Consider the following 17662-nt stretch of genomic DNA (forward strand, 5'->3'; position numbering starts at 1 on the left):
GGTCACTAAACACCGATCAACGGCCATTTGCGGACGACCCGGGGGATCCTTAGCCGCCGTAGCTAGCGGACGTTCCGCGCTGGGGTGAGCGTGCGTCCCTCGGGCAACAGTTCGCCCTCCCTCAGGTGAGCAATGGTGCCATTCCCATAGGGCGCGGGTTCACCAGCTTGGTCGTATGGCTGGCTGAGGATGGCCCAGCCACGGTCGTCCTTCCGTCGGAGCAGGACGGCATGGTCCCCGTCACCGGTGTCGCAGTGGTGCTGGTTGCTGTTCCTGCGGTGGCGCGGGTCGACAAGCAGCCGGAAGCACTTGCGGTTCTGGTTGTGGTGAACCACGTACCCGCGCGCTCGCGTGTACTCGATGAGTCGCTCCGCATAGTCCGCATTGATGGCGTAGAGATCGCAGATCGCGTCGTACTCATTGACGGGGACCGCCTGGCGAATGGCCACCCATCGCCGCTGCTGGCTTTCGAGTTCGGTGTGTGCGGCGTCCAGGAGGTCGAGTCGTCCGACGCGCTGGAGGATCCGTCGGAGGTCGTAGTCGCTGCCTACGGTTTTGCCGTCGACGTGGATCCACATGTGGCCATCACCCGACAGGTCGATCTGGATCTCGGGCATCAGTTTCTCCTTGGTTTGGGCGGCGATGCGATGTGCCGGGGGCTTCAGTGGTGCCATGCTTGCACGCCGCTCGGCAATAACACGGGTTGGGCCGGCCATGCCCGCTTCGTGACCCATGTTCCAGCCTCCTTCCGCCGCGTCGCTCGATGCAGCGAATGGCCGAAGACCCGGAACGCGGCTCAAAGCGAGCGGGGCCAATGGTTCCGCCCAGCCTCACTAGAGAGGAGCGAGTAAGTGCCTCACCGACGCAGGGTCAAGCTCCAGTCGCGAGTCGGGAGTGGCGGCGCCTGCGTCGGACATCGAGGCGTTTGGAAGGAACAACACGCACACGGTGACATCTCGGTCTTTGGTCGAGCGCCTGCAGATGCCGTCGGCTGGGAGGTCGAAGCGCAGGTGTTCGGCGATGACCTGCGTCGGAATGTACTCAAGGTTCGCCAAATCGCTGGGGTCGGCCACCTTGGTGACGTCAGCGATGAAGCAGGCGTGGCTGAAGTTCTCCAGCCAGTTCCATCGTTACTCGTTTGGGAACTCCCTGCTGATCATGCTTCAGGATCCCGAAGCCACCCACCGATGGGCGCCAGGTGCGCCGCGGAGAGACCGGCATCAAGGTCCTCGCCCCGATCACCCTCCGCGAACCCCGACTCGACGATGCCGGCCGCCCGGTGCGCGACGACCAGGGGCGAGTCATGTGCCGAACCCAGGTGGTCGCAACCAAGCCCGTCACTGTGTTCGACGTCCGGCAGACCGACGGACCGCCGTTGCCCGACCCCAAGATCGGCGAGGTTGTCCTCCTCCCCGGCCAAGCCCCAGCAGGGCTGTGGGAACGCCTCCAGGGCCTCCTCGAGGAACGAGGATTCGACGTGCGGCGCGGCGCTGAACTTGGCGGCCCCAACGGCTACACCGACTTTGGTGGCCGACTCGTAATGGTCCGCGACAATGTCGCCGACGCCCAGGCCGTCAAGACCCTCGCCCACGAAGCCGGACACGTGCTCCTCCACCAAGACCAAGCAAGCCGCGACTGTCGCGGGATCCTCGAGGTCGAGGCCGAGTCGGTCGCGTACATGGTGACTAGCGCCCACGGCCTTGCCAGTACACGTTTAACTACGTAGCTGGCTGGGCCCCTCAACGCCGTGACCGAACAACGCGACCTCGCCGAAATCCTTCGCAGCACATGCCAACGAGTCATCGGCGCCGCCGACCTAATCCTTCAGTCGACGCAGCCAGCGACATCGATCATCGAGGCCGCCCTCGACGCCCTCGATGGTGACATTCGAGTTCAGACCGACCCCACGCGCTGGGAAATGGTCCCCGCCAAGCCGGCACCCCATTCGTATCAGGCCATCCCAAGCGCACCGTCGTCGAACCCGACACTGCCCCTCTGACCGCGCAGCGCCATAGCCTCGACTCAAGGAGCCCGGCAGCGCCGAGACTTGCCATACGAGCTTCCGCCGACATGGCTGCACTGCCTCCACGACACAGCAGGCACGCGCGAACTCACGCCCAGCCCAGTGGATGGTCAGCGTCATCGTTCGAGGGGCGTCGCCCGCGATCCTCTGCTGCCTTGACCGACGGGCAGACGTCAGAGTCGATTGAACTCCAGATCGGGCAGACTACACGCATGGCTAGATGGCTCGACGCGGCGAATGCCTCCTTCGCGATTGGCGGGTTTGCCGCCGGAGGAGCACTTGGATGGTGGGCCGGCAGCTTTGCTACCTGCGCAGCGGCCGCTGTGCAGTGCCAAGCGAGTGTGGATGCGATCGCGGCGGTGGGAACCTGGGTTGGTGGGCTTGGCACAGTGGGGGCAGTCATCTACGCGGCCGCTACCCTTCGTCGAGACGAGCAGCTTAGAACAACCACTAAGCAGCGTGAAACGAGCAAGCTAACCGTTCATGCCGCGAACGTGACCTTGAAGATCCGTCCGACGGATTATGATGAACAAGCTATTCGCCAAATTGGAATCTGGATCAGCAATCCGCCTGGCGACTACCCACTCCATAATGTTCGCGTGTCGATCCCCGCAGTGAAGATTAGCGAGTCCATGGCTTCGATAGAGCCAGGCAACTCATCGCACGTGCTTTGCGAACTCAGGCCACCGATTGTAACCGACGGCTATTCGAAAGACCTGACGTTGCGAAATCTGGAGAATGATTTGATGCTTGAGTTTCAAATCGATGACGTGCGGTGCGCCCGTGAGTTCCACCAGTCCAGTCTCCTACGACTGACGGACCCAGCGTGATGGCGCCATATTCAGTATGGATCCTAGGATCCTATGGGCGAGCCGATGCGCTCACTGAAGTTGAGCGTGATTACGCGAAGCGACTCGCGGTCCGGCTCGGGCCTCTGCTCGCGTCCGCCGAGATGAACGTCGTGACGGGAGAGAGCGATTTGCTCGTCGACCTCTGCAACTCATATCGCCACACAGCCGCGTTGGATTCGCCCGCTCGCGCCATCACCATCCATGGATCACTTCGCTTCACCGAGCCGGTGGCGTTTCTGGGTACGTTGTTGAAGGAAGTGCCCGGTGCGGTCCTACTAATTGGTGGAACGCCCGGAGGCAGGGCAAGTAGCGAGGCGCGCCAAGCTCACGCGGCGGGTCTCCCCATCGGCGGATTCCGGCGATCAGGCGGAGCGGCCGGTGAGCTCGATCTGTTCGACGCGACTTGGAATCATCGGGACTCAGGCGACGCGGCGCACGCTTGTATGGAGTGGCTCAAGAGCAAGGCGCATGGGCTGGCAGCGCCCTAGCCGCGGCTTGCCTTTCATCCAGTTCCGCACAGATGTCCGCCAGATATCCACGACTCAAAGCGGATACAATCAGGCTATTCCGCGCCATCAAGTGAGAAGAGCGATAACCGACCCACTCCTAGTGAGTAGACCGATAGATATTGCGTCCCCATGCCATTAAACATGTCTGCGCGCAGACGGCGGGTCCCTGTTTGGCGAGCGACGAAGCGATCGAGTATCATTTGCGTGGCCACAACCATTGGCTTCGGCCCGAAGTGGGCCGCTGCAAATGCCACCTTTCGACCCTTTTCTGACTCGACCAGTGCTCGCACCAGGCGGCGTTCGATAATGTCCACGAAGTGGTTGGTGCCGAAGCAGTATTCGATCTGCCAGCCGTTGCTTGCTTCCCGAAGCAATCCATGGTGATTCCGCAGTTGCTTCCACGACTCATCTAGGTTCCAGGGGTTCATGAAGTAGATGGTGGTGAGATTCACAACCGCGCTTCGCGCCAAGTCGCGAACACCTGTGACCGCACCGTATGCATCGTGGACTGAGCCCGCCGCCAGCACTGTCAAGTCGCAGTAGTCTGCGCCAGCGACGAACTGGGCAAGTGGAAGTTGACTGGACTGCCCACGGATCTCTCCGATGAGCTCGAGATTTCGCACGTCAGGGTAGCTTGTTGCCCAGCAGTACGCCAAGTGAATCGAAGTGTGGGCGTCAATATGAGGCTCAAATTGGCCTTGGGTGATGGATTCGATCAGGCGATAGAGTACGTTTCGAGGGATCGCGCTGAAATCGATGATCGCGGACTCGACTCGTTCCAGATCTCGAAGCTCGTCTCGAATCTCGCTGACCAACCTCGGCCCAGTGATGGGGTAAGGAAGGGCCTTGAAGCGCACCGCGGGTTCAAAGCCCTCAGCGTAGAGTTCAGTAATCGCCTTTCGGGCATTGTGTCCTTTGACGCCATCAAGGAAGTTGGGATTGTCGCCCTGAAAGATCAGTACAAGCCACCGCAGTGGCCGGAGCGGTAAACCTTCGTCAGAAATGCGCGCGCGCAGGGCAAGGACGTGGTCTACGAACCCACGAGAGCGTTCCTCGAAGTTCGGGGCGATCACGACTAGGACCGGATCAGTCCCCACCATGCATTCGCGAAGCTGTTCGTTGTCAATTTCGCGGATCATCATTCCGCCTGTAGGTGAGTAGGGGCGAGACTTGGTCGGCGCTGACACGTGCGATAGTTTCCCATTTGTCTTGAGACAATTCTACGCTTTGACCACCTACCCGGGAGTGCACCCTGGGATAGGGGCCAGTATAGGGCGCACCTTCAGAACCGTACCAGAGAATAGGGAGCGAGTCGGTTGGACAGTTCTCGTGGTCAACTAATGTGAGCCCGCAGTTGCGATATCCAAATTCGAGATTGTCACCACTCCGTGCTCTCATTCGCTCGAGGCTCGGATCACGGGCGATTACGTGCTCGCCAAACCATACGCACAGGCGACGGGCATTGTCTCTGACCTCGTTGGTTTGGATCAGGGAGGAACCCGGCGCGCTTAGGCTATGGGAGTTGGTCAGTCGCATGGCGGCCCTCAGTTCTATCTCGCCGTTGTAGTCCTCAAGCAGGTCTGCGACGCTCAAGATTGCCTGCTCGGTCGCCACTTGAGCTAGGACCCATATTCGCGGTCGCTTGTGGCCGTGCCGGGCGGCAATCTCCGCCGCCGTCATAAGTCGTGCTACGTCGCCGCGCAGCGAATGGCCGCTCAGCGTCTTGTCAACCAAGAGAACCCACTCGGACTTCTGGAACAGGGACCGCAGTGGTGGGGCATAGATCTCGGCCGTTTGCGGGTTGAAGACTCCAAGAAGCAGGTCGGCCAGGCGGTCAGTTCCCTCGATCCTGCTGAGAGTCTGGGTGTCGAGTCGACCTTCTAGGTGATTCACATGGCAGAACATGCCAGTCAGCCCACTGGGGTCATTCTCGAAGAGATGTATGTATGTTAGGGGGCTGATCGAGGCGGATTCGGTCATGTGCTGCAGCATCTGCAAGTAGAGACCTCGCCATGCGTCCACGAGCATCTCCTGTTCGAGATACCTGACGTTTGCGAAGAGCACGAGTGCTGCCGTGAGCCAGTGGTCTTCGATCTCGCTGCTCAACCTCGAGAGTTGGTTTAGGGAAGTCTCTACGCGCGGCCAGAAGGGAGCATTCGCCAGCTTGTACGGGGATCGCGATTCAAGCGCTTCAATGAGATTGACCTTTGCCACGAGGTCCTCGCTAGTGGCGATTCGAGGCGTCAGGGCGGCCCAAACGCCAGAGCCATAGCGCTCGAGTGGCAGGTCGCCCGCCTCCACCCGCGGGAGGCGAAGCGTGCCAGCGGCCGCCCGAGCGAGATTAACGAGGCGTCGGAAATCCTGGGCGCCGTCGGGGCCCAATAGGCCGGACTGCGCGTCGACTCCGTAAGGAGCGTAGGTGTCGACGAGGTCTCCCACGTTGGTTGGCGTGATCCCGCCCGCGAGGAAGACGCGACCCATGACCCCGCGCTCGCGGAGCTCATGCAAGTAGCGTTTGTCCACCTGCGAGCCAGTGCCTCCCGCCTCGTGATCGACGATCAGCATGTCCGCAACTTCGAGGAGCTCTTCAGGGTCTTGCTGCATGGTTTCCGGATCGAACAGAGTGATGAGGCGCACGTCGACGTTGATGCGTGCCCTCAGTTCGGTGAGTTCAGTGACACTCCACGGTGCGTGGAGTTGAAGCCACTTGTAGTCAGTGTGCGCCAATGCGCCTGCGAGTAGTTGGGGATCCTTCACCTTGGTGACGAGCACGAGCTCGACGGGCAGTCCTGCCCTTTGCTTAACATTCATGAATGATGTCGCCGCATTGAGAGCGTGCCGACCCACGGAGTTGATGGCATGCACTCCGGCGAACTGAAAGCCTGCTTTGCTGATGTCCCGGAGGCAGTCTGGACAATGGACTTTACAGGCCTTCAGTGCAACCACGATTTCATCCAAACGCTCGGCTCAACGGTGCGGCGCCAGTTTGGTGTAGATGGCCACTGTCGGCCAACTGGCAGTGTCAGCGTGGAGTTCGATCCTGTCTACTGGCCAGCTGGTTGATTCGGTCGGTCAAGGTTCTGGCGAGCTGTTGTTCGTACTGTAGTGGGCTGCGAGGCGCTTCAACGTCTCTGGCTGCCAGTTGGGGGACACCAAGGGTGCTGCCGCGCGTAGGGGGGCGTGTGGTTGACCGTAGAGCCGCTGGCAAGCGCCAAGGCACACTTTCGGCTCAGGCCCAACGGAAGGTTCGTTCCAGCACCGGCGAGCCATTCACCCTGACAGGGCGCCGAACGCAGGCAGGCTGGGGTAGCGCCGGGCTCCGGGAGAAGGGTCGCGTTGGGCATGTCGGCCGTGAGGCCCCGGCCGGAGCGGGAGCCCGAAGGCTCACAGAGCTAGCGCCGGACCACGGGCTCGGCGTGAGGTCTCAGACTTCCGCCGGTCGCGAATGCTGACATGCGGGCGGCGAGCTGAGCGTCCCGTTCAGCCGCCACGTGTTGGTAGCGCATGGCCATGTCGGGTGTGCTGTGCCCGATGCGGGCTTGGAGTTCAGCGAGGGTCGCTCCGAGTTGCGCGGCCAGCGTCGCGCTCGTGTGGCGCAGGCCGTGGATCGTGAGTCCTGGCATGTCGATTGCCGCTTTGCCCTTGTCGTGCGCTTCGCGCAGGACGCTGTCGTTGAGTGGAGAGTGGCCGTCGCCGGCGGGGAACAGCAACTCATCCCGCTTGCGTGTGGGCCGCTTCTCAGCCCACACCCTGAGGGCGGGAAGCAGGTGGGGAGGAATGGCCACCGACCTGATGCCGGCGTTTGTCTTGGGTGGACCGATGAGCAATTGCCCCTTGAGCCGCACGACGGCCTGGCGGACGTGGACCACTCCGGCGTCCAGGTCGAGGTCGCGGACCCGGAGTCCACGCACTTCGCCGGAACGTAGCCCGCACCATCCGGCCAGGAGCAGTGGCCCTCGCCGCGCCTCTGGCACTGCGGCCAGGTAGCGGTTGAGCTGGTCGACAGTGGGCACCTCGATCTCGCGCGCCCGCTGCTTCTGCCCACCTGCCTTCACCCGGCAAGGGTTGTCATCAAGGAGCCCATCCTCGACCGCTTCCTTGAAGATGGACTTGAGCAGTCCGTAGGCGTTCGCCTGTTGGGTCGGAGTGTGATTCATCCCGGCGTACCAGGCGGCCACCTCAGTCGGCGTGACGTCGCCGAGCGACCTGCCGGCCCACGTTGGCAAGATGGCCAATCGAAGCAGCTTCTCGTACAGCGCGACCGTCGCCGGCCGAAGCCGTCGACGCCCCACCACCGTGGCCGCGTACGCGCCCAGCAGCAGAGGAGCCTCGCGAACCTGACGAGCAGGTGGTCTCCACTCTCCGCGGCTGATCAGCCGCTCCTGTTCGACTAGCCAACCCTCGGCGTCGATCCTCGCGACGAATGTGACCGGTGCGCTGTGCCGTCGGGTGTCAGGGCCGGTGTAGCGAGCCCTGAACCGCCCGCTCGGAAGCACCGAGATCTCGCCGAAGCCACGCTTGGCCTTGACCCGTCGGCTACCCATGGAGCGCACCCCCCGTCGCGCTTCGTAACGGTCGACGGGTGCGTCTGGTGGACAGGGGGAGGCCGTCAGGGGGTACGTGTTCCCCACGCAGCTCGTGTCGTGGGGAATATGTGGGGAATGAACACCCACTCATGACCACCAGTGTCCATGAGAGTCCACCTCTGACAAGGACCGAAGTCCTTGTCAGAGGGGATTTGATGTAGTCAGACGACCATACATCTTTGTGTCCGAGAGAGGACTTGAACCTCCACGCCCTTTACGGGCACTAGCACCTCAAGCTAGCGCGTCTACCTATTCCGCCACCCGGACGAGTGGTGATCCCCCAAGGGGGAGCGACAAGGAACTCTAGCAGGCGCTCGCCGTGGTTGCACAAATCCGCCTAGGCTGGGGGAGAGGAGGGCGCCACCATGATCGTCAACGCAACGTTCGAGATCGAGATCACGCCGGAGGAAGGTCTGCTACCCGGAACGCGACGCTTCGAGTTCGCCAAGGTCTGGACCGGCGAGGCCGAGGGCGCCAGCAGGGGAATCATGTTGTCGGCCGGCAACCCTGCGGACGGCACGGCCGGCTACGTGGCGCTGGAAGTGTTCGAGGGACGCATAGGCGGGCGCACCGGAAGCGTAGCCTTCCAGCAGTTCGGTTCGATGCGCGACGGGGACCAGCAGGTGCGCTACGAATTGGTGCCCGGGTCCGGCACCGGGGACTTGGCCGGCGCTGTCGGCATCCTCACCTTGGAGATCGACGCCGAGGGCGTGCACCATGTCGCCTTCGACCTCGTCTGAGCGGGCCTCAGCGGTAGGCGTTCGGCCCACCCGAGATGTCGTCGAGGGCTGACACGATCGGCGCAACCAGCACCTTGTCCTCGGCGTCCAACAGTTCCGCCAATTGATCCGTCGTGCGGGGCCCGACAAGGGCCGAGGCCACCTGGGGGGCGTCGCGTACCCACAGCAGCGCAACCTGGGTGGCGGTGAGGCCGAGCCCCTGCGCGGCGTGGGCGACTGCGTCGACGATGGCCGCCGAGCGTGGCTGGAGATACGGCTCGAGGAACCACCCGAAGTGGTCCGACGCCGCCCGTGAGTCGCGCGGAAGCCGTCCGCCGCGATACTTCCCCGTGAGCGTGCCGCGGCCGAGTGCGGACCAGGCCAGCACACCCATCCTGTGGTGCTCGGCCGCGCCCACCACCTCCACCTCGGCTCGCCGGGCCAGCAGCGAATACTCCACCTGGACGCTCGAGATCGGCGTGCGCGCCCGATCCGCCTCCTGCCAGGTGGCCGCGGTCGCCGATTGCCAGCCCACGAAGTTGGACACCCCGACGTAGCGCGCCATGCCCCGGCTCACGGCGGAATCCAGGGCAGACAGCGTCTCGTCAAGAGGCGCCTCCCCCCAGGCGTGCACCTGCCAGAGATCCACGTGATCGGTCTGGAGCCGTCGCAGTGACTGCTCGAGGTCGCTCAGCAGCGCGCCTCGCGAGGTGTCGATGATGCGCCGACCGTCGCGAATGACGAAACCGGCCTTGGTGGCGATCACCAGGGAATCGCGCGACAGGCCCGCGGCCAGTGCCTTGCCGATCATCTTCTCGGCCACCCCGGCGCCGTATGCCGGCGCGGTGTCGACGAGATTGCCGCCGCCGTCGACGAAGTCCGCCAGCAGGTCACGGGCCGCGGGCCACTCCACGTCCCTGCCCCAGGCCATGGTGCCGAGCCCGAGGCGGGAGACGTGGAGGCCTGAGGCGCCGAGTGGTCTGAGCTGCATGAGGCCAGACCCTACGCGGAGAGGACGCCGGTGAGGATCAGCACCGCGACCACTGCGGCCAGCATGAGGCGGTAGAGCACGAAGATGCGGAAATTGTGCGTCGAGATGTAGCGCAGCAGCCAGGCGATGACGGCGTACCCGATAAAGAACGCCAGCACCGTGGCTGCGATGGTCGGGCCCCAGGCCGTGGTCTGGTCCGCTCCGATGTCCTTGAGCTTGTAGAGGCCCGAGCCGAACACCGCCGGAATGGCCAGGAGGAAGGCGTATCGGGTCGCGGCCTCACGCGTGTAGCCCATGAAGAGGCCACCGGAGATCGTGGCGCCCGATCGCGACACCCCAGGGATCAGTGCCGCGGCCTGGAAGAGACCGAACAGCACCCCGTCACGCCAGGTCAGCTGCCGCAGCTCGCGGGTGTTCTGGGCCCCCATCGTGTCGGCGACGGCCAGGAAGATTGCCACCCCGGCCAGCATCGCCACCGTGATCCACAGGTTGCGGAGGGAGGTGTCGATGGCGTCCTGGAAGAGCAGCCCGAGGACGACGATCGGGACCGAACCGAGGATGACCATCCAGCCCATGCGGGCGTCGGGGTCCGATCTCTCGACGGTGCCGCGCAGGCTGCCGACCCAGGCCTTGATGATCCGCCAGATGTCGTGGCGGAAGTAGACCAGCACTGCTGTCTCGGTGCCGAGCTGGGTGACAGCCGTGAACGCGGCCCCTGGGTCTCGGCCGTCGAACAGCAGCTGACCGACGATCGACACGTGGGCGCTGGAGGAGATGGGCAGGAACTCTGTCAGGCCCTGCACGATGCCCAATACGATCGCCTCGAACCACTCCACGGCACAGTCCCTTCGTCAACGACGGCGCCACTGTACCGTCGGGGCGGCTCCCACCGCCGACTACGCTGGCGCCCATGACGAAGGTTGTCCTCATCCGGCACGCACGATCCACGGCCAACGCGGACGGGGTGCTGGCGGGCCGGATGCCCGGGGTTTCCCTCGACGAGGTGGGTCGCGGCCAGGCGCGCGCCCTCGGGGAGCTCCTGTCCGAGGCCCGGATCGCGGCGGCCTACACCTCACCCATCCAGCGCTGCCGCGAGACGGCCGCGCTGGCGGGTTTCCCCGATGCGACCGTCCTCGACGGCGTGAGCGAGTGCGACTACGGGGTATGGACCGGCGCGAAGCTCGCGGCGCTGAAGGACGAGATGCTGTGGGCGGACATCCAGGCCACACCGTCGGCGGTGTCGTTCCCGGGTGGTGAGTCGATGATGGAGATGTTCGCTCGGACCACCGAGGCCGTGGCCGAGCTGGCGAAGCGCCACCCGGATGGCGACACGGTCGTCGTGTTCTCCCATGGGGACCCCATCAAGGCCATCCTTGCCCACGCGTTCGGCATGCGGCTCGACGACTTCCAGCGGGTGCACGTGGGTCCCGCCGGGGTCAGCGTCGTGGAGTACCTGGCGCACAGACCCACCGTCCTCTGTGTCAACGCCGGCGGAAGTCTCGCAGGGCTCCTGGCCATGCACGCGGCCCCCGTCGTCGGTGGCGGCGACGTCGACCCCCCTCCAGCGCACCGCGGCTAGGCTGGGCGTCATGCTGATGGAGTTCGACAGACCGGATCGCTGCGTCGTGGGCACCATCGGGCAGCCGGGCAACCGACTGTTCCTCATCCAGGTGGCGCAGGGCAGCCGCCTCGCGGCCGTCGCGCTCGAGAAGCAGCAGGCGAGGCTCCTGGGCGTGCGGGTGGGCGAGGTGCTCGACAGGCTGGCCGAGCTGGGCCACGACGTCCCCGAGGCGAGCGGCTCGGCGGACATGGGCCCGCTAGATGCTCCCGTGACGGTGGCCTTCCGTGCGGCCGCGATCGGCCTTGCCTGGGACCAGGAGCGCGGCAGGCTGGTGCTGGAGTTGTTCTCCGAAGAGGCCGACGAGTCCGGCGAGAGTTCGCTGCTGCAGGTGCTTCTCACCCCCTCCATGGCCCGGGAGTTCGCCTCGCGGGCCGAGCTGGTCGTGGCCTCAGGACGTCCTGCCTGCCCGGCCTGCGGCCAACCCGTGGACCCCGAGGGCCACATCTGCCCCCGCTCCAACGGTTATCGGGGACCCCTCTTCACATGACCGGGCCGGTGGGTGACCTGCGCCTTGTGGGGCGGCTCGTCGACGCCTCCAACGCCACGTTCCTGGCCGTGGACGGGCAGGACACCCGCTGGGTGTACAAACCTGTCGCGGGGGAGGCCCCGTTGTGGGACTTCCCGACGGGCACGCTCGGCCGCCGCGAGGTGGCCGCCTACTCCTTGGCGCGCGAGCTCGCTGTCGACCTGATCCCCCTGACCGTCTGGGTCGACGGTCCCCTCGGGGAGGGATCCGCGCAGCAATGGGTGGAGGGCGGGGCGACCGATCTGATCGACCTTCTCCGCCCCGAAGAGCTGACCGAGGCGTGGCTGCCCATCCTCAGCGCCGTCACCGAGGACGACCAGCCCGTTGTCCTGGCCCACCGCGACGACCCCAGGCTGAGGGCGGTGGCCCTCTTCGACGCGCTCCTCAACAACGCCGACAGGAAGGCGAGCCACCTCATCGACCGCGGCGGCTCGCTGGCCGGTGTGGACCACGGGGTGAGTCTCCATGTGGAGGGGAAGCTCCGCACCGTCATCTGGGGATGGGCGGGGGATCCGCTCAGCCCGGAGGAACTCGATCTGGTGGCCAGGGCCGCGGCCGTGACCGGCCCCCTCGCGCCCGGGTTGGCCGACGAGGAGTGGGGGGCGCTCGTCGCACGGGCCGAGGCGCTGCTGGCCTCGGGCAGCATGCCGGTGCCCGGTGGGCGCTGGCCGGGCATCCCCTGGCCACCGCTTTAGCACTCAACCAAGGCGGTAAGTTGGGCGCCATGTATGCGTGGGCCCCCGTCGCCGTCCCCAGTCTCCCGAAGTCCGAGGGCACCGTCCCCGAGTCGCTCAGCCTGTATGACACCGCCACCCGGCAGCTTGTGCCGGTGGGGCCTGCTGGGGGCACCGCCCGGATGTATGTCTGCGGCATCACACCCTACGACGCCACCCACCTGGGGCACGCGAACACCTACGTGGCGTTCGACATGGTCAACCGCGTCTGGCGCGACCTGGGGCTCGCCGTCGACTACACGCAGAACGTGACCGACGTCGACGATCCGCTGCTCGAGCGCGCCGCCGCCACCGGGCAGGAATGGGAGGAACTGGCGGAGGACCAGATCGAGCTGTTCCGCAGCGACATGGAGGACCTCCGCGTCGTCCCCCCGGGCAACTACATCGGTGCGGTGGAGTCCATCTCGTGCGTGATCGAGCTGATCGAGCAGCTGCTGCCGAGCGGGCTGGTCTATCAGGTCGAGGACCCCGAACACCCCGACTGGTACTTCAACACAGTGGCCGCTGAGGGCTTCGGAGGAGTCAGCCACCTCGACGAGGCCAGCATGATCGAGGTGTTCCGGGACAACGGGGGAGACCCCGACCGCACCGGGAAGCGACACCCCCTGGATTGTCTCGTCTGGCGCTTCGCGCGGCCCGACGAGCCCAGCTGGACCTCATCGTTGGGAGCGGGGCGCCCAGGATGGCACATCGAGTGCACCGCCATCGCGCTGCGCTTTCTCGGCCCCGCCTTCGACGTGCAGGGCGGCGGCTCAGACCTCGTGTTCCCTCATCACGAGATGTGTGCGGCCGAGTCGATCACCGCCTCCCGGGAACCGATGGCCGAGGCGTTCGTGCACTCCGGCATGGTGGGCCTCCACGGAGAGAAGATGAGCAAGTCGAAGGGCAACCTCGAACTGGTCAGCCGGCTGCGCCACGGCGGAGCGGACCCGATGGCCATCCGCCTCGCGCTGCTCGACCACCACTACCGCACGGACTGGGACTGGACCCGCGACCAGCTGGATTCGGCCACCTCCCGCCTGGAGAGGTGGCGCGGGGTCCTCAACAACGCCGCCGCCCTGCCGGCCCAGGAGACCATCGACGCGATGCGCATCGCACTCCGCTCGGACCTGGACACCCCCGCGGCGCTCAGCGCGGTGGACACATGGGTGGCCGCCAGCCTCGCGGTGGAGGGCGATGACACCGAGGCGATCGGCCAGATGACCACCGCCATCGACGCCCTCCTGGGCATCCGGTTGTAGGCGGTAGGCTGCGCGTCGTGAAGTCCTTCGACCAACTCTTCGAGCAGCTGACCGAGACCGCGCGCACCAGGCCCGAGGGGTCGGGGACGGTGGCCCGGCTGGAGGCCGGGGTCCACGGCATCGGCAAGAAGATCGTCGAGGAGGCCGCTGAGGTATGGATGGCCGCCGAGTACGAGTCGAAGGAACAGGCCGCCGAAGAGATCAGCCAACTGCTCTACCACCTTCAGGTGCTGATGCTGGCGCTCGATCTGGACCTCGACGACATCTACCGCTACCTCTGACGAAGGCACCCCCGTGAGCACAGACCGCCTCCTCCGCATCGCCGTCCCCAACAAGGGCGCGCTCGCCGAGCCGGCCGCCGCCATGTTGCGTGCCGCCGGCTACCGCCAGCGCACCGACGCCAAGGACCTCACCCTCATCGATGCGGACCACGGCGTCGAGTTCTACTACCTGCGTCCCCGCGACATTGCCGTCTACATCGGCCGCGGGGACCTCGATGTCGGCATCACCGGCCGCGACATGCTGCTGGATTCGGCGGCCGCCGCCACCGAGATGATGTCGCTGGGCTTCGGCGGCTCCCGCTTCCGGTTCGCGGCGCTCGGGGGCTCCTCGATGACGGTCACGGACGTCCACGGCAAGCGGGTGGCCACCTCCTATCCTGGCCTGCTGCAGGTCTACCTCGACGAACTGGGCATCCAGGCCGAGATGGTCAAGCTCGACGGTGCCGTGGAGTCGGCGATCCGGCTCGGCGTCGCGGATGTGGTGGCTGACGTGGTGGACACCGGCACCACGCTGAAGCGCGCCGGCCTCGAGCTCTTCGGCGACTCGATCTGCACCTCTGAGGCCGTTCTCATCCGCCGGGCCGGAGGGGAACTGCCCCCCGGCGTGGCCGGCCTCGAGACGCGCCTCACGTCCGTGCTCGTCGCGCAGAACTACCTGATGATGGACTACAACGTGGCGCAGGAGGATCTGGCCGCCACCACCGCACTGGCGCCGGGCGTCGAGGGACCCACCGTGTCCGCGCTTGCCAAGGACGGCTGGTGCGCCGTGCGGGTGCTCGTCCCGCGTGAAGGGGCACACCTGCTCATGGATCGCCTCTACGAGGCGGGGGCCCGCGGCATCCTGCTGACCGAGCTCGCGGCGTGTCGCCTGTGACCGAGCGGCCGCTTCCGGAGCGGTTGTCCTACACCAGCCCCCCGGCGTTGATGACCGGCGTGGTGCTGTCGGTCATCCTGATGTCCTCAGCCCTGTTCGGGTGGTGGGCGCTGGGCAAGGAGATCCGGGACCGGGTCACCTGGCCGCAGGCCGGCACCCTGCTCTTCTTCGTGCTGCTCATGGTGGGCCTCATGCTGTCCATCGGCTACTCGAGGCTCTGGGCCAACGAGGACGGGGTGACCGTCCGCAACGGGTTGTTCCTGCGTCGCTACCGGATCGACGAGGTGGCCGGCGTCCGGTTGCGCCCGGGGGACGCCTGGTCGTCGCTGCTGATCAAGGGCGGGCACGAGATCCGCCGCCGCCCGGTCCTGGCCATCCAGTTCCTCGAGGGCGAGGCCGCCCAGCGCAAGGTGGTGGAGCTTCGCCGTTGGCTCGTGGACCACGGGGCCACCAGCCGCGACGTGGACCCCAGCCTCCTCGACGACCTCGGCTCCCCACCGGATCCGGCCTGAGTCACATGATGCCGCGCTTGCGCAGCAGGGCCTCGATCTCAGCGTCCTCGGGGTCCACGCCCTTCTGAGCCGCGGGCTTGGACGCCTGCGCGGCCGGCTTGGCGGCCGGGGCGGGGGAGGCCACCTGCGGGCGCTTGCCCTGCGCGGCCGGCTGCTGGGGCGCCGACGGGGCAGCGGGCTTGCGTGTCCGCGGCAGGAACGCCGCGATCACGATCAACAGCACGCCGCCGACGAACAGGCCCAGGCCCCAGCTGGTCATCACAGTCCAGGGCGTGCCCATCAGCCAGTCGATGAACGCGCGGATGCCGTCAACGATCACCTGGGTCAGGCCTGTCAGGTAGAGACCGACCGGCAGGAGCGCCCAACCGAGGCCCATCACTGCGGGGCGCGCTCGGCGTGAGCGCGCCGTCACGCCCGCGGCGATGGCGAGGATCACGATGGTCAACCCGATGGTGAGGAGCAGCGACAGTTGCATGCCCACCAGTCTGGCACACGGCCCTGTTTGCGTCTTGGGCGATAGGCTCGGACCATGCCTGAGCTGAGATCCCTGGCGCAGCCCAGCGCCCGCTTTGCGGGCGACGACGGCGCGCCCGACCCCGTCGTGCGATCCGCCATCGAGCGTGCCACGGAACAGGCAGGCTACGCTCGCGCCCTCGTTGCCCTGTGCGCCAGCCGGCTGCTGCTCCCGGTGATCGCGACGGGGGATGAGACCGACCATCCGGATCCGGACCGCCATGCCGAAATGGCGGCCGTGACGCTCACCGACGACTCGGGCACCTACCTGGTCGCCTTCACCGGCTACGACTCCCTGCGCGCTTGGAACAACGAGGCCCGCCCGGTGCTCTGCCTGCTCGACGAGCTGGCCGCGACGGTGATCCCCGCGGGGGCCACCCGGCTGCTGCTGGATGCGGCGGGGCCAGTCCCATTCGTGATCGAGGGCGACACGCTGGCCTCGCTGGCCGACGGAAACGCGCTTGTGGAGCTCGATAACGGGGACTTCGCCTGGGCCAGAACCGCCTGACCGGGTGCTTTTGGAGTTTCTCGGGGCCGCGGCGTAGACTGCTGCGAGTTATCCGGCGGCCTATGCTGCCGCGCAAAAGTGGAGTCGTCACTCCCACCCGAGCTGCCCTGGTGGCCGGGTCGCCCCAGGCGAACGGTCGTGGACCGTGCGTCGGCGTTGTGGCCTCCGCATGCGCGGAGGTCTTTTTCGTCGGTGCCCACACCATCTCTCACTGGAGGACCCATCAGCACTGAACCGCGGATCAATGATCGCATCCGAGTACCCGAAGTCCGGCTCGTCGGCCCCAAAGGCGAGCAGGTAGGCATCGTGCGCGTCGAGGACGCCTTGCGTCTGGCGGCGGAGAACGATCTGGATCTTGTCGAAGTGGCGCCGATGGCCCGTCCGCCCGTTGCCAAGCTGATGGACTACGGCAAGTTCAAGTTCGAGGCTGCGCAGAAGGAACGCGACGCCCGACGGAACCAGTCGAACGTGAGCACCAAGGAGATGAAGCTCCGGCTCAAGATCGATTCGCACGACTACGAGACGAAGAAGGGCCACGTCGTCCGGTTCCTCAAGGCCGGAGACAAGGTCAAGATCACCATCATGTTCCGGGGGCGCGAGCAGTCCCGCCCCGAGCTCGGAATGGATCTCCTGAAGCGGCTCGCCGCTGATGTGGCCGAGTACGGCTACGTGGAGTCTTCCGCCAAGCAGGACGGTCGCAACATGCTGATGGTGCTCGGCCCCACGAAGAAGAAGACAGAAGCCAAGGTGGAGCAGGCCGCAGATCGCGACCGTCGCATCGCCGAGCGCCTCGAGCATGCCGAGCAGGAACGCAAGATGGAGGCAGAGCTGCGCGCCCAGGCGTCTCCCTCGCCGAAGAAGCATCGCGGCCCGGCAGACAACATGGACCCAGACATCGATCTCTGACGAGATCGAACAGAAGAAGAAAGCGAGCCAACCATGCCGAAGATGAAGTCGCACTCCGGCGCGAAGAAGCGGTTCAAGACGACGGGGACGGGCAAGCTGCTGCGCCGTCAGGCCAACCTCGGCCACCTCAACGAGCACAAGTCATCCACCCGCACCCGCCGCTTGGCCGGCGTCGAGGTGGTCTCGGCTCCTGACGCCAAGAAGATGCGCAAGCTCCTCGGCAAGCACAAGGGTCGCTGAGCGATTCCCCCGGCGCCACCGCCACCT

Annotated in this window: 22 protein-coding genes and 1 tRNA gene; 14 read left to right on the forward strand and 9 right to left on the reverse strand. The window is 65.8% G+C overall.

The window, feature by feature from the left end; translation table 11 throughout:
• Positions 1-62 precede the first annotated feature (62 nt).
• Both H5399_RS14395 and H5399_RS18215 read right to left on the reverse strand, forming a co-directional pair.
• Positions 63-734, reverse strand: a complete 672-nt coding sequence (locus H5399_RS14395) for a hypothetical protein (RefSeq protein WP_182783834.1) — start codon at positions 732-734, stop codon at positions 63-65.
• Positions 735-1156: 422 nt separating this feature from the next.
• Positions 1157-1603 (reverse strand): hypothetical protein, encoded by a 447-nt coding sequence (locus H5399_RS18215; RefSeq protein ID WP_255422338.1) that lies wholly within the window; start codon positions 1601-1603, stop codon positions 1157-1159.
• Here H5399_RS18215 and H5399_RS18635 point away from each other — a divergent pair.
• The 3 genes from H5399_RS18635 (at position 1541) to H5399_RS14410 (ending at position 2853) form a co-directional block, all read left to right on the forward strand.
• On the forward strand, positions 1541-1726 hold the full coding sequence (locus tag H5399_RS18635; protein WP_370585796.1) for an ImmA/IrrE family metallo-endopeptidase: 186 nt from the start codon (positions 1541-1543) through the stop codon (positions 1724-1726). The two genes, H5399_RS18215 and H5399_RS18635, sit on opposite strands and share 63 nt — an antisense overlap.
• 21 nt (positions 1727-1747) lie before the next feature.
• Entirely contained in the window at positions 1748-1999 is a 252-nt protein-coding gene (locus H5399_RS14405; RefSeq protein WP_182783838.1) for a hypothetical protein, read from the forward strand.
• Positions 2000-2235: 236 nt separating this feature from the next.
• Complete coding sequence (locus H5399_RS14410) at positions 2236-2853, forward strand: hypothetical protein (RefSeq protein ID WP_182783840.1); 618 nt, start codon at positions 2236-2238, stop codon at positions 2851-2853.
• A gap of 583 nt (positions 2854-3436) precedes the next feature.
• Here the strand turns inward: H5399_RS14410 and H5399_RS14415 are convergent.
• The 4 genes from H5399_RS14415 to H5399_RS14430 form a co-directional block, all read right to left on the reverse strand.
• Positions 3437-4525 carry a hypothetical protein gene (locus H5399_RS14415; RefSeq protein ID WP_182783842.1) on the reverse strand — a complete coding sequence of 363 codons (1089 nt, stop codon included), beginning with the start codon at positions 4523-4525 and terminating at the stop codon, positions 3437-3439.
• Positions 4506-6329: a hypothetical protein gene (locus H5399_RS14420; RefSeq protein ID WP_182783844.1), complete on the reverse strand. Its 1824-nt coding sequence runs from the start codon at positions 6327-6329 to the stop codon at positions 4506-4508. The genes H5399_RS14415 and H5399_RS14420 overlap by 20 nt, the downstream gene beginning before the upstream one ends.
• A 446-nt stretch (positions 6330-6775) precedes the next feature.
• Entirely contained in the window at positions 6776-7927 is a 1152-nt protein-coding gene (locus H5399_RS14425) for a site-specific integrase (RefSeq protein ID WP_182783846.1), read from the reverse strand.
• Between the two features lie 224 nt (positions 7928-8151).
• Positions 8152-8236, reverse strand: a tRNA-Leu gene (locus tag H5399_RS14430).
• Positions 8237-8334: 98 nt separating this feature from the next.
• On the opposite strand from H5399_RS14430, the gene H5399_RS14435 reads away from it, so the two are divergent.
• A complete protein-coding gene (locus H5399_RS14435) occupies positions 8335-8709 on the forward strand; it encodes a DUF3224 domain-containing protein (protein ID WP_182783848.1) in 375 nt (124 codons plus the stop codon).
• A 7-nt stretch (positions 8710-8716) separates the two neighbouring features.
• Here H5399_RS14435 and H5399_RS14440 read toward each other — a convergent pair whose 3' ends face one another.
• A complete protein-coding gene (locus H5399_RS14440) occupies positions 8717-9679 on the reverse strand; it encodes an aldo/keto reductase (RefSeq protein ID WP_182783850.1) in 963 nt (320 codons plus the stop codon).
• 11 nt (positions 9680-9690) lie between these two features.
• Positions 9691-10515, reverse strand: a complete 825-nt coding sequence (locus H5399_RS14445; protein WP_182783851.1) for an undecaprenyl-diphosphate phosphatase — start codon at positions 10513-10515, stop codon at positions 9691-9693.
• Between the two features lie 74 nt (positions 10516-10589).
• On the opposite strand from H5399_RS14445, the gene H5399_RS14450 reads away from it, so the two are divergent.
• From H5399_RS14450 to H5399_RS18640, 7 genes are read left to right on the forward strand one after another with little or no spacing between them, the layout of a single operon-like run.
• Positions 10590-11258 (forward strand): MSMEG_4193 family putative phosphomutase, encoded by a 669-nt coding sequence (locus H5399_RS14450; RefSeq protein ID WP_182783853.1) that lies wholly within the window; start codon positions 10590-10592, stop codon positions 11256-11258.
• A gap of 10 nt (positions 11259-11268) precedes the next feature.
• Positions 11269-11787, forward strand: coding sequence for a DUF3090 domain-containing protein (locus tag H5399_RS14455; protein ID WP_182783855.1), 519 nt, complete (start codon positions 11269-11271; stop codon positions 11785-11787).
• Positions 11784-12521, forward strand: coding sequence for an SCO1664 family protein (locus tag H5399_RS14460; protein ID WP_182783857.1), 738 nt, complete (start codon positions 11784-11786; stop codon positions 12519-12521). Before H5399_RS14455 ends, H5399_RS14460 begins: the two co-directional genes overlap by 4 nt.
• Before the next feature lie 29 nt (positions 12522-12550).
• Positions 12551-13801, forward strand: a complete 1251-nt coding sequence (gene mshC, locus H5399_RS14465; RefSeq protein WP_182784028.1) for a cysteine--1-D-myo-inosityl 2-amino-2-deoxy-alpha-D-glucopyranoside ligase — start codon at positions 12551-12553, stop codon at positions 13799-13801.
• A 17-nt stretch (positions 13802-13818) separates the two neighbouring features.
• Positions 13819-14082 carry a phosphoribosyl-ATP diphosphatase gene (locus H5399_RS14470; RefSeq protein WP_182783860.1) on the forward strand — a complete coding sequence of 88 codons (264 nt, stop codon included), beginning with the start codon at positions 13819-13821 and terminating at the stop codon, positions 14080-14082.
• A 13-nt stretch (positions 14083-14095) separates the two neighbouring features.
• Positions 14096-14956 carry an ATP phosphoribosyltransferase gene (gene hisG, locus H5399_RS14475; protein ID WP_182783862.1) on the forward strand — a complete coding sequence of 287 codons (861 nt, stop codon included), beginning with the start codon at positions 14096-14098 and terminating at the stop codon, positions 14954-14956.
• On the forward strand, positions 14953-15468 hold the full coding sequence (locus H5399_RS18640) for a PH domain-containing protein (protein WP_182783864.1): 516 nt from the start codon (positions 14953-14955) through the stop codon (positions 15466-15468). The genes hisG and H5399_RS18640 overlap by 4 nt, the downstream gene beginning before the upstream one ends.
• Position 15469: 1 nt before the next feature.
• Here the strand turns inward: H5399_RS18640 and H5399_RS14485 are convergent, their stop codons facing one another.
• On the reverse strand, positions 15470-15943 hold the full coding sequence (locus H5399_RS14485; protein WP_182783866.1) for a hypothetical protein: 474 nt from the start codon (positions 15941-15943) through the stop codon (positions 15470-15472).
• Positions 15944-15997: 54 nt separating this feature from the next.
• Here H5399_RS14485 and H5399_RS14490 point away from each other — a divergent pair, with 54 nt between their 5' ends.
• The 3 genes from H5399_RS14490 (at position 15998) to rpmI (ending at position 17635) form a co-directional block, all read left to right on the forward strand.
• Entirely contained in the window at positions 15998-16489 is a 492-nt protein-coding gene (locus H5399_RS14490; protein WP_182783868.1) for an SseB family protein, read from the forward strand.
• Between the two features lie 192 nt (positions 16490-16681).
• Entirely contained in the window at positions 16682-17395 is a 714-nt protein-coding gene (gene infC / locus H5399_RS14495; RefSeq protein ID WP_370585785.1) for a translation initiation factor IF-3, read from the forward strand.
• Between the two features lie 33 nt (positions 17396-17428).
• Positions 17429-17635 (forward strand): 50S ribosomal protein L35, encoded by a 207-nt coding sequence (rpmI, locus tag H5399_RS14500; protein WP_182783872.1) that lies wholly within the window; start codon positions 17429-17431, stop codon positions 17633-17635.
• Positions 17636-17662: the final 27 nt, after the last annotated feature.

Source organism: Tessaracoccus sp. MC1627 (assembly GCF_014164725.1).
Taxonomy (GTDB): domain Bacteria; phylum Actinomycetota; class Actinomycetes; order Propionibacteriales; family Propionibacteriaceae; genus Arachnia.